Annotated in this window: 10 protein-coding genes; 7 read left to right on the top strand and 3 right to left on the bottom strand. The window is 71.2% G+C overall.

Annotated features, from left to right (window positions below):
- Nucleotides 1-264: 264 nt before the first annotated feature.
- Both ABZ845_RS23525 and ABZ845_RS23520 read right to left on the bottom strand, forming a co-directional pair.
- Nucleotides 265-1,230, bottom strand: coding sequence for a DeoR/GlpR family DNA-binding transcription regulator (locus tag ABZ845_RS23525; protein WP_360982755.1), 966 nt, complete (start codon nt 1,228-1,230; stop codon nt 265-267).
- Between the two features lie 233 nt (nt 1,231-1,463).
- Nucleotides 1,464-2,912, bottom strand: coding sequence for an NAD(P)H-quinone dehydrogenase (locus tag ABZ845_RS23520; protein WP_360982753.1), 1,449 nt, complete (start codon nt 2,910-2,912; stop codon nt 1,464-1,466).
- Nucleotides 2,913-3,055: 143 nt separating this feature from the next.
- On the opposite strand from ABZ845_RS23520, the gene ABZ845_RS23515 reads away from it, so the two are divergent.
- The 4 genes from ABZ845_RS23515 (at nt 3,056) to ABZ845_RS23500 (ending at nt 6,974) form a co-directional block, all read left to right on the top strand.
- A complete protein-coding gene (locus ABZ845_RS23515; RefSeq protein ID WP_360982751.1) occupies nt 3,056-3,493 on the top strand; it encodes a gamma-glutamylcyclotransferase in 438 nt (145 codons plus the stop codon).
- A 75-nt stretch (nt 3,494-3,568) separates the two neighbouring features.
- Nucleotides 3,569-3,850 carry a hypothetical protein gene (locus ABZ845_RS23510; RefSeq protein WP_360982750.1) on the top strand — a complete coding sequence of 94 codons (282 nt, stop codon included), beginning with the start codon at nt 3,569-3,571 and terminating at the stop codon, nt 3,848-3,850.
- Between the two features lie 172 nt (nt 3,851-4,022).
- A complete protein-coding gene (locus tag ABZ845_RS23505; RefSeq protein WP_360982748.1) occupies nt 4,023-4,847 on the top strand; it encodes a purine-nucleoside phosphorylase in 825 nt (274 codons plus the stop codon).
- A 495-nt stretch (nt 4,848-5,342) separates the two neighbouring features.
- Nucleotides 5,343-6,974, top strand: coding sequence for a phospho-sugar mutase (locus tag ABZ845_RS23500; RefSeq protein WP_360982746.1), 1,632 nt, complete (start codon nt 5,343-5,345; stop codon nt 6,972-6,974).
- Between the two features lie 98 nt (nt 6,975-7,072).
- On the opposite strand, the gene ABZ845_RS23495 is transcribed toward ABZ845_RS23500, so the two are convergent.
- Nucleotides 7,073-7,753, bottom strand: coding sequence for a PH domain-containing protein (locus ABZ845_RS23495; protein ID WP_360982744.1), 681 nt, complete (start codon nt 7,751-7,753; stop codon nt 7,073-7,075).
- Between the two features lie 158 nt (nt 7,754-7,911).
- On the opposite strand from ABZ845_RS23495, the gene deoC reads away from it, so the two are divergent.
- Genes deoC through ABZ845_RS23480 form a run of 3 tightly spaced genes read left to right on the top strand, consistent with a single transcriptional unit; the run spans nt 7,912 to nt 11,198 of the window.
- Complete coding sequence (deoC, locus tag ABZ845_RS23490) at nt 7,912-8,862, top strand: deoxyribose-phosphate aldolase (protein WP_360982770.1); 951 nt, start codon at nt 7,912-7,914, stop codon at nt 8,860-8,862.
- 4 nt (nt 8,863-8,866) lie between these two features.
- Complete coding sequence (locus ABZ845_RS23485; RefSeq protein WP_360982742.1) at nt 8,867-10,303, top strand: aldehyde dehydrogenase family protein; 1,437 nt, start codon at nt 8,867-8,869, stop codon at nt 10,301-10,303.
- Complete coding sequence (locus tag ABZ845_RS23480) at nt 10,296-11,198, top strand: aldehyde dehydrogenase family protein (protein WP_360982740.1); 903 nt, start codon at nt 10,296-10,298, stop codon at nt 11,196-11,198. Before ABZ845_RS23485 ends, ABZ845_RS23480 begins: the two co-directional genes overlap by 8 nt.
- Nucleotides 11,199-11,286 lie beyond the last annotated feature (88 nt).

The raw sequence follows: 11,286 nt of genomic DNA, 5'->3' as shown, positions 1-11,286 counted from the left end.
TCAACGCCCACAAGGCAGGCACCATCAAGGGCCTCACCGCCGAAGTCGGCGCCTCCCTCACCTCCGGCGCCACCATCTGCGACATCAAGGACTGAATCACGCGCTGACGTACACGCAGTACGTACGCGTCGAGGCGCCTCGCTCACCGGAACCGACGGTCGGCGGGGCGCCTCCTCGTCGTGCCGGTCCGATGCCCGGTGTCCGGTGGAGCCGGGCGGGCACCTGCCGTCGGCGGCGGGCCTCGGAAGCGAGCCCCGCCGGTCGCTAACGGCGACGCAGATCCGCGACGCGTGCGCGTTCTCCGGTGGGCGGCTCCCCCAGGACCGTGGCGGTGCGCAACTGCGGGCCGCCGCCGGGGACCTGGCCGCGGCGCGGACCGGGAAGGGGAACGTCCCTGCGCGGCTGGCGTCCCGCCGGGACCCCGTCGCCTCCCGCCGATCCGCCGCCCGAGGCTCCGGCGACGGCGATCTGCACGCCCTGGTCGGCCAGGGCCTGCAACTCGGTGGCCGCGCGGTCGTCATGCGGGGGCGGCTCATCCGTCACCAGCCGGGTGATCACATCCGTCGGCACGGTCTGGAACATCGTGTCCGTGCCCAGCTTGGTGTGGTCGGCGAGGACGACGACCTCCGCGGCGGCCTGCACCAGCGCGCGGTCGACGGACGCCGACAGCATGTTGGACGTGGACAGGCCGCGCTCCGCGGTGAGCCCGCTCCCGGACAGGAACGCCTTGGAGACTCTGAGCCCCTGGAGCGACTGTTCGGCCCCGCTGCCGACGAGGGCGTAGTTGGAACCGCGCAGCGTGCCGCCGGTCATCACGACCTCCACGCGGTTGGCGTGGGCCAACGCCTGGGCCACCAGCAGGGAGTTGGTGACGACGGTCAGCCCGGGCACCCGGGCGAGCCGGCGGGCCAGTTCCTGAGTGGTGGTCCCCGCCCCGACCACGATGGCTTCGCCCTCTTCGACGAGCCCGGCGGCGAGATCGGCGATGGCCGTCTTCTCGGCGGTCGCGAGATGTGACTTTTGCGGAAAGCCGGACTCCCGCGTGAACCCGCCCGGCAATACCGCACCGCCGTGCCGGCGGTCGAGGAGTCCTTCTGCCTCCAGTGCGCGCACGTCCCGCCGTACGGTCACTTCGGAGGTCTGGACGACGCGGGCGAGCTCACGGAGCGACACGGCTCCATTCGCTCGCACCATTTCGAGGATCAATTGGCGACGTTCTGCAGCGAACACGAAACTGACAGTAACCCCAACGACCGTCTGCTTTCAGCAGTTTGCGCCGAATAGCAGAAGTTGTTCGCACAGCAGGTCTGACAGTGGTATATGCGCTTACGCCCCGTGTCCATGCCGGTGACACCGCCGGCGACTCCCCGTGACCGGCCGCGCGGCGACCCCGGCGACCGGCCCCGGTGACCGGCTCCTCGCAGGTCACCGGGCCTGACCGGCCCTGTCGGCCAGGCGGCGGCTCAGGCCTCGGCTCCGGCCTTCCGCGTGTGCAACTGCCGTGCCACCTCGGCGATCGAGCCGGACAGCGAGGGGTACACGGTGAACGCGTTGGCGATCTGCTCGACCGTCAGATTGTTGTCGACCGCGATCGAGATGGGATGGATCAGTTCGGAAGCGCGCGGCGAGACGACCACTCCGCCGACGACGATCCCGGTGCCCGGACGGCAGAAGATCTTGACGAAGCCGTCCCGGATGCCCTGCATCTTGGCACGGGGGTTACGCAGCAGCGGCAGCTTGACGACCCGCGCGTCGATCTTGCCGGCGTCGACGTCCGCCTGGGTGTAGCCGACCGTGGCGATCTCGGGGTCGGTGAAGACGTTCGAGGAGACGGTCTTCAGGTTGAGCGGGGTGACCGCGTCGCCCAGGAAGTGGTAGACCGCGATGCGGCCCTGCATGGCGGCGACGGACGCGAGCGCGAAGACACCCGTCACGTCACCGGCGGCGTACACCCCGGGCGCCGTCGTCCGCGAGACCTTGTCGGTCCAGATGTGCCCGGACTCGCGAAGCTTGACCCCGGCCTCCTCCAGCCCCATCCCGCTGGAGTTGGGGATGGCGCCGACGGCCATGAGGCAGTGCGACCCGGTGATCACGCGGCCGTCGGCCAGGGCGACCTCGACCCGGTCCCCGACGCGTTTGACGGACTGCGCGCGGGAGCGTGCCATCACGTTCATGCCCCGGCGCCGGAAGACGTCCTCCAGTACGGCGGCGGCGTCCGGGTCCTCGCCGGGCAGCACGCGGTCTCGGGAGGAGACGAGGGTGACCTTGGAACCGAGGGCCTGGTAGGCACCGGCGAACTCGGCGCCGGTGACACCGGAGCCGACCACGATCAGTTCCTCGGGAAGCTCGTCGAGGTCGTAGACCTGGGTCCAGTTGAGGATGCGCTCGCCGTCGGGCTGGGCGTCGGGCAGCTCGCGCGGGTGACCGCCGGTGGCGATGAGCACGGCGTCGGCGGTCAGGGTCTCCTCGCTGCCGTCCGCGGCGCGCACGACGACCTTGCGCGATCCGTCCAGGGCCTGCATGCCCTCCAGTCGGCCACGCCCGCGCATGACCCGGGCACCGGCCCTCGTGACGGAGGCGGTGATGTCGTGGGACTGGGCGAGCGCGAGCCGCTTCACCCGTCGGTTGACCTTCCCGAGATCGACCCCGACGACCCGGGCGGCCTGCTCCAGCGGCGGGGTGTCGTCGGCGACGATGATGCCCAGTTCCTCGTACGACGAGTCGAAGGTGGTCATCACCTCGGCCGTCGCGATGAGCGTCTTCGACGGCACGCAGTCGGTGAGCACCGACGCCCCGCCCAGACCGTCGCAGTCGACGACGGTCACCTCCGCGCCGAGCTGCGCGGCGACCAGCGCCGCTTCATATCCGCCGGGTCCGCCACCGATGATCACGATCCGAGTCACGTACTCCATTGTCCCGCACGCCCCGGGGTGGTTCTCCTGCGGGGGCAGGGCGAAGGCGGTCCGGGGGTCGATCGCGGGCGGTTCCGGTTACCGGGCGGGGACGGTTCCGGTTGCCGGTGAGACGGCCCCGGTACTGCCGTACCCTCGACCCCATGTCGCTCTACGCCGCGTACGCCGGCAATCTCGACGCGCGGCTGATGACGCGCCGCGCACCCCACTCCCCGATGCGCGCCACCGGCTGGCTCAATGGCTGGCGGCTGACCTTCGGCGGCGAGCACATGGGCTGGGAGGGCGCCCTGGCGACGATCGTCGAGGACCCGTTCTCGCAGGTGTTCGTCGCGCTGTACGACATCGCGGACATGGACGAGGAGCCCATGGACCGCTGGGAGAGCGTGGGCCTCGAGGTCTACCGCCGGACGCGGGTCCGCGTACACACTCTGGACGGTGAGGAACCCGCCTGGACGTATGTTCTGAACGGCTACGAGGGCGGGCTCCCGTCCGCCCGCTACCTCGGCGAGATCGCCGACGCCGCGGAGTCGGCCGGGGCCCCACACGATTACGTGATGGAACTGCGCAAGAGGCCCTGCTGACAGAGGCCGGACCTAGACTCGACAGGAACCCGGTGCAGCAACGAGGCGGGGACGGGAGATCGGGAGAAGCACATCATGACCGGCACGCGCACGTACCAGGTCTTCTACACCGAGCAGGCGGCGACCGCGCGCGACCGGCTGGACGACCAGCAGCGCAACGCGTTCGACAAGGGCATCGCCATGCTGGCCCGCGATCCCTTCCTCGACGTGTCCCGGCCCATAAGCTCGACCGGTGACGACCGCACGATCCGGCTCACCCAGAACATTCTGGTCGAATACACGGTCAGCCGTGGCCGTCTGCTGGTCTTCATCGTCGAGGTCTTCAACGACAAGGACGTCCTGATCCCGGACGCCTGACCGGCTCGTTCCAGCGCCTGACCAGCGCACCCCTGTCACCCCGGCCGCCTCGTCCGGGGCGCCCGGCCGCCCCTCGGTGACGCCCCTTCGCCGGAAACGACAAGACAACGATCGCATTCCCGTGACCTCCATCATCTACGCGCGTAGGCCCGGACCGGTTACGCTCATCCGCGTGAACGCATCTCTTCTTCCGGACGACATCCAGGGCGACCCCTACGCCGCCGCCGACGCCGCCGCCGCGCGGCTGCGTGAGCTGACGGGCGCCGAGACCCACGACGTCGCCCTCGTGATGGGCTCCGGCTGGGGACCCGCCGTTGACGCCCTCGGCGAGGCGGACGCCGAGTTCCCCGTCACCGAACTGCCCGGCTTCCCGCCGCCGGCCGTCGAGGGCCACGGCGGCAAGATCCGCTCGTACCAGGTCGGTGAAAAGCGTGCCCTGGTCTTCCTGGGCCGCACGCACTACTACGAGGGCCGCGGGGTCGCCGCCGTCGCGCACGGCGTCCGCACCGCCGTCGCCGCCGGCGCCAAGACCATCGTGCTCACCAACGGCTGCGGTGGCCTGCGGGAGACGATGCGTCCCGGACAGCCGGTCCTGATCAGCGACCACATCAACCTGACCGCGACCTCCCCGATCGTCGGCGCCAACTTCGTCGACCTGACCGACCTGTACTCCCCCCGGCTGCGCACCCTGTGCAAGGAGATCGACCCCTCCCTCGAAGAGGGCGTCTACGCGCAGTTCACCGGCCCTCACTACGAGACCCCGGCGGAGATCCGCATGGCCCGCACCATCGGTGCGGACCTGGTGGGCATGTCCACGGTTCTCGAGGCGATCGCCGCCCGCGAGGCGGGGGCCGAGGTCCTGGGCATCTCCCTGGTGACGAACCTGGCCGCCGGTATGACGGGCGAGCCGCTGAACCACGAGGAGGTCCTCCAGGCGGGCCGCGACAGCGCCACGCGCATGGGCGGGCTGCTGGCCCAGGTGCTCAACCGGCTGTAGGGAACGGCCCACCGGGTGGGCGGCCTGAAGGCCGCGCCCCGAACCCCCGCCGGACCGGCGGCGCCGCGCCAGGGCTCAGGGCGCAGGAGCCGGCCGGTCCGGACCGCACCGGGCCCCGACGCAGTCGTGCGGTGCGGGACCGGCCGCCCGTCGGCGCAGCGCCCGTCCGGCTCCAGGCCGGCCGATACGGCCCGGACACCATCGGACGGCCCGGCAGCGGACCGGCCGGCACCGGACGGCGACACCGTCCCGCCCGGCACCCGACCGGCCTGCACCGGGTAGACGGACACCGACCCGCTCGGCGGCGGACGGTCACCGGCCGGACCGGCCGCCTCCGCACCGGCCGGTACCTGGCCGCACGACCCCGGGCAGCCCGACACTGGAACGCCCGGCGCCCGACTGCCCGGCACCCGACCGGCCAAGGAGCGGGCGCCTCCGCGGCCGAACGCGGCGCGCGCGGCGCCGCAGAGACACACAACGAGAGGTTGACCCGACGTGCACGACGAACTCATCGCACGGGCCGAGGCGTGGCTGGCCGAGGACCCCGACGCGGAAACCCGTGAGGAACTCGCCAAGCTCATCGACGCCAAGGACCACGCCGAGCTCGCCGCACGCTTCAGCGGCACCCTCCAGTTCGGTACCGCGGGCCTGCGCGGCGAACTCGGCGCCGGTCCCATGCGCATGAACCGCGCCGTGGTCATCCGCGCCGCCGCCGGTCTCGCCGCGTACCTCAGGTCGCAGGGCCAGGGCGACGGCCTCGTGGTCATCGGCTACGACGCCCGCCACAAGTCCGCCGACTTCGCCAGGGACACCGCGGCGGTCATGACGGGCGCGGGCCTGCGTGCGGCCGTCCTCCCGCGCCCCCTGCCCACCCCGGTGCTCGCCTTCGCCATCCGGCACCTCGGCGCGGTCGCCGGTGTGGAGGTCACCGCCAGCCACAACCCGCCCCGCGACAACGGCTACAAGGTCTACCTCGGCGACGGCTCCCAGATCGTGCCCCCGGCCGACGCGGGGATCGCCGCGGAGATCGACGCCATCGCCGGTCTCGACTCGGTGCCCCGTCCGGACAGCGGCTGGGACACGCTCGACGACAGCGTCCTCGACGCCTACCTCGCCCGCACGGACGCCGTCCTCGCCCAGGGCTCGCCGCGCACCGCGCGCGCCGTCTACACGGCGATGCACGGCGTGGGCAAGGACGTCCTCCTCGCCTCGTTCGCCCGGGCGGGCTTCCCGGCCCCGGTCCTCGTCGCCGAGCAGGCCGAACCCGACCCCGACTTCCCGACCGTCGCGTTCCCCAACCCGGAGGAGCCCGGCGCGATGGACCTCGCCTTCGCCGAGGCCCGCCGGACGGACCCCGACCTCGTGATCGCCAACGACCCCGACGCCGACCGCTGCGGCGTGGCCGTCAGGGACGGCGCCGACTGGCGCATGCTGCGCGGAGACGAGGTGGGCGCCCTGCTGGCCACGCATCTGGTCCGCCGCGGGGTCACCGGCACCTTCGCCGAGTCGATCGTCTCCTCCTCCCTCCTCGGCCGTATCGCCGAGAAGGCGGGCCTGCCCTACGAGGAGACCCTCACCGGCTTCAAGTGGATCGCCCGGGTGGAGGGCCTGCGCTACGGGTACGAGGAGGCGCTCGGCTACTGCGTCGACCCGGAAGGCGTGCGCGACAAGGACGGCATCACGGCCGCCCTGCTCATCACCGAGCTCGCTTCCGCGCTGAAGGAGGAGGGCCGTACCCTCCTCGACCTCCTCGACGACCTCGCCGTCGAACACGGACTGCACGCGACGGACCAGCTCTCGGTCCGGGTCGAGGACCTGTCCGTGATCGCGAACGCGATGGGGCGCCTGCGCGAGCAGCCTCCGACCCAGCTCGCGGGTTTGTCCATCGTGCGGTCCGAGGACCTCACCAAGGGCACGGACAAGCTCCCGCCGACCGACGGGCTGCGCTACACGCTCGACGGCGCCCGTGTGATCGTCCGGCCCAGCGGCACGGAGCCGAAGCTGAAGTGCTACCTGGAGGTCGTGGTTCCCGTCGCCGGGCACACCGGTCTCCGGGCGGCGCGGGCGACGGCGGCGGAGCTGCTCGCGGGGATCAAGCGGGACCTGGCGGCAGCCGCCGGTATCTGAGCCTCGCCCCAAGGCCGGTCGAAGACCGCGGGCCGAGGACGGAAGACGGAAGGGGGCGCTCCCGCGGGAAGCGCCCCTTCGCCGTCATTACCGGCTGCTCAGCCCGTGGCCAGCAGGATCGCCAGCAGCACCGCACCGGCCACGACCGGGCCGATCACCTCGTACGCCCAGCGGACGGTCGGCTCGCCCTGAGTGTGCTCGGAGTGCTCATGGCTCTCGGCCAGTTCGCGCAGGTCGTGCATGATCTGGTCACCCGGGGAACGCAGCGGGCCGTCCGTGTCGTGCCGTGCGCCGCCCAGCATCGAGCGCCGGGAGGTCAGGCCGCTGTCGATGTCCGCGGCCTGCCCGGCGGCGCGCCGCGCGACCCTGGTGTTCGCCCTCTTGCGGGCGCGCAGCGAGACGGGAAGCGCCCACATCTGGTACTTGGTGCCCGCGGCGCTGACCGCCTCGTTCGAGTAGCCGGAGCGGAGCGCCGCGACCGAGTCCCAGGGGAGCACGATCACGCGGAACGGGTTGCGGATGCGCAGCCGCTCGTCGTTCGCGTACACGGCCGGGCGCAGGGTGAACGCCGTGACCGCGGGGATCACCAGGATCAGCAGGGCGAGCGCCAGCCAGGGCGTGCGGCCGTGCCCGGCCACGATGGCGTCGATGCCGAGCCAGAGCACGATGGCGAGCATCAGCACGCCGCCCGCGATGCCGGACTGGGACCGGTAGACGCGGTCGCGGTGCTCGGGTTCCGAGGGGCCCGGCGCGGACGGCTGGTGATCGGGGGTCGTCATGGTTCCGATTCTGCACGACCCGTGCGGGAGACCTCGTAGTCGGTCCCGTGCTGTAGCGGACGTGGTGTCCGCCCGTGTCCGGAACGTGTCCGCAGCGCATCCGTAATCCACAGGGACTGTACAGATGCTACGCGCGTAGATATGCTCGGCTGGTGACCATGCCCATCTCCTCCACCGCTCTTACGGATGTCACCGCGTCCGACAGCGCGCTGCGCCGCTTCCTGCACGGGCTGCCCGGTGTCGACGCGGTCGGCCTGGAGGCGCGCGCCGCCTCCCTCGGCACCCGATCCATCAAGACCACCTCGAAGGCGTACGCCATCGACCTCGCCATCTCGATGGTCGACCTGACGACGCTGGAAGGCGCGGACACCCCGGGCAAGGTCCGGGCGCTCGGCGCCAAGGCGGTCCACCCCGACCCGACGGACCGTACGACGCCCACGACCGCGGCCGTCTGCGTCTACCCCGACATGGTGGCCGTCGCGAAGGAGGCCGTCGCGGGCTCCGGCGTGAAGGTCGCGTCGGTGGCCACCGCCTTCCCGGCGGGCCGTGTCGCGCTCGACGTGAAGCTGGCCGACGTCCGCGACGCCGTGGCCGCCGGCGCGGACGAGATCGACATGGTCATCGACCGCGGAGCGTTCCTCGCGGGCCACTACATGAAGGTGTACGACGAGATCGTCGCCGTGAAGGAGGCCTGTGGGACCTCCGCCCGGCTGAAGGTCATCTTCGAGACCGGTGAGCTGTCGACGTACGACAACATCCGGCGGGCCAGCTGGCTCGGCATGCTGGGCGGGGCCGACTTCATCAAGACCTCGACGGGCAAGGTCGCCGTCAACGCGACCCCCTCGAACACCCTGCTCATGCTGGAGGCCGTCCGCGACTTCCGCGCGCAGACCGGCATCCAGATCGGTGTGAAGCCGGCCGGCGGCATCCGCACCTCCAAGGACGCCATCAAGTTCCTGGTCCTGGTCAACGAGACCGCGGGCGCGGACTGGCTGGACAACCACTGGTTCCGCTTCGGCGCCTCCTCGCTCCTGAACGACCTGCTGATGCAGCGTCAGAAGCTGGCCACCGGCCGCTACTCCGGCCCCGACTACGTGACGGTGGACTGATCACATGGCATCGGTATTCGAATACGCGCCCGCGCCCGAGTCGCGCTCGGTCGTCGACATCGCGCCCTCCTACGGCCTCTTCATCGACGGCGAGTTCACCGACGCGGCGGACGGCAAGGTCTTCAAGACGGTCAGCCCGTCCACCGAGGAGGTCCTCTCCGAGGTCGCCCAGGCCGGTGAGGCGGACGTCGACCGTGCGGTGAAGGCCGCCCGCAAGGCGTTCGAGAAGTGGTCGGCGCTGCCCGGCTCGGAGCGCGGCAAGTACCTCTTCCGTATCGCCCGGATCATCCAGGAGCGCAGCCGCGAGCTGGCGGTCCTGGAGACGCTGGACAACGGCAAGCCGATCAAGGAGACGCGCGACTCCGACCTGCCACTGGTCGCCGCGCACTTCTTCTACTACGCCGGATGGGCCGACAAGCTGGACCACGCGGGCTTCGGCACGAACCCGAAGCCGCTGGGTGTGGCGGGCCAGGTCATCCCCTGGAACTTCCCGCTCCTGATGCTGGCGTGGAAGATCGCCCCGGCACTGGCGACGGGCAACACGGTCGTCCTCAAGCCCGCCGAGACGACCCCCCTGTCCGCGCTGTTCTTCGCGGACATCTGCCGCCAGGCGGGCCTGCCCAAGGGTGTCGTCAACATCCTCCCGGGCTACGGTGACGCGGGCGCCGCGCTCGTCGCGCACCCGGACGTGAACAAGGTCGCCTTCACCGGCTCCACGGCCGTCGGCAAGGAGATCGCCCGCACGGTCGCGGGGACCCGCAAGAAGCTCACGCTCGAACTGGGCGGAAAGGGCGCGAACATCGTCTTCGACGACGCGCCCATCGACCAGGCGGTCGAGGGCATCGTGACCGGCATCTTCTTCAACCAGGGCCAGGTCTGCTGCGCGGGCTCGCGTCTGCTGGTGCAGGAGTCGATCCAGGACGAGCTGCTGGACTCCCTCAAGCGCCGTCTGTCGACGCTGCGCCTCGGTGACCCGCTCGACAAGAACACCGACATCGGCGCGATCAACTCCGCCGAGCAGCTGGCCCGGATCACCGCGCTCGCCGAGCAGGGCGAGGCCGAGGGCGCCGAGCGCTGGGCCCCGGCCTGTGAACTGCCCGAGAGCGGCTACTGGTTCGCCCCGACGCTGTTCACGAACGTCACTCAGGCGCACACCATCGCCCGCGACGAGATCTTCGGCCCGGTGCTGTCGGTCCTGACCTTCCGCACCCCGGACGAGGCCGTCGCCAAGGCCAACAACACGCAGTACGGCCTGTCCGCCGGTATCTGGACGGAGAAGGGTTCCCGGATCCTGGCCGTCGCGAACAAGCTGCGCGCGGGTGTCGTCTGGTCCAACACGTTCAACAAGTTCGACCCGACCTCGCCGTTCGGCGGGTACAAGGAGTCGGGCTTCGGCCGCGAGGGCGGTCGCCACGGCCTGGAGGCTTACCTCGATGTCTGAGAAGACCGAAAAGACTGAGCGGCTCAGCGTCTTCAAGACCTACAAGCTGTACGTCGGCGGGAAGTTCCCGCGTTCCGAGAGCGGCCGGGTGTACGAGGTGACGGACTCCAAGGGCAACTGGCTGGCCAACGCTCCCCAGTCCTCCCGCAAGGACGCCCGTGACGCGGTCGTCGCCGCGCGCAAGGCGTTCGGTGGCTGGTCGGGCGCGACGGCGTACAACCGCGGCCAGATCCTCTACCGCGTCGCCGAGATGCTGGAGGGCCGCAAGGACCAGTTCGTCCGGGAGGTCGCCGAGGCCGAGGGGCTGTCGAAGTCCAAGGCGGCGGCGGTCGTGGACGCGGCGATCGACCGCTGGGTCTGGTACGCGGGCTGGACCGACAAGATCGCTCAGGTGGTCGGCGGCGGCAACCCGGTGGCGGGGCCCTTCTTCAACCTCTCCTCTCCCGAGCCGACGGGCGTGGTGACGGTCCTCGCCCCGCAGGAGTCGTCGTTCCTCGGGCTGGTCTCGGTGATCGCCCCGGTGATCGCGACCGGCAACACGGCGGTGGTCATCGCCAGCGAGAAGTCCCCGCTCCCGGCGCTGTCCCTCGGCGAGGTACTCGCCACCTCGGACCTGCCCGGCGGTGTCGTCAACGTGCTCTCCGGCCGTACGGCGGAGATCGCGGCACCCCTCGCCGCGCACCAGGACGTCAACGCGATCGACCTCGCGGGTGCCGATGTACAGCTGGCGAAGGAGCTGGAGGTCGCGGCCGCGGACAACCTCAAGCGCGTACTGCGTCCACAGCCTGTGGATTACGCGGCGACTCCGGGGATCGACCGCCTGACGGCCTTCCTGGAGACGAAGACGGTCTGGCACCCGACGGGTTCGCTCGGCGCGTCCGGCTCGTCCTACTGACGCGCTGAGGCGCCGGGACCCCGACGCGGGCCGTTCGGGGCACCCGAAGTCTGGAGAGCCGCGCTTCCCCACCGTCCGGGGGAAGCGC

It is taken from the genome of Streptomyces sp. NPDC047022 (assembly GCF_040644155.1).
Classification (GTDB): domain Bacteria; phylum Actinomycetota; class Actinomycetes; order Streptomycetales; family Streptomycetaceae; genus Streptomyces.
This window is presented reverse-complemented; position numbering and strand designations above follow the sequence as displayed.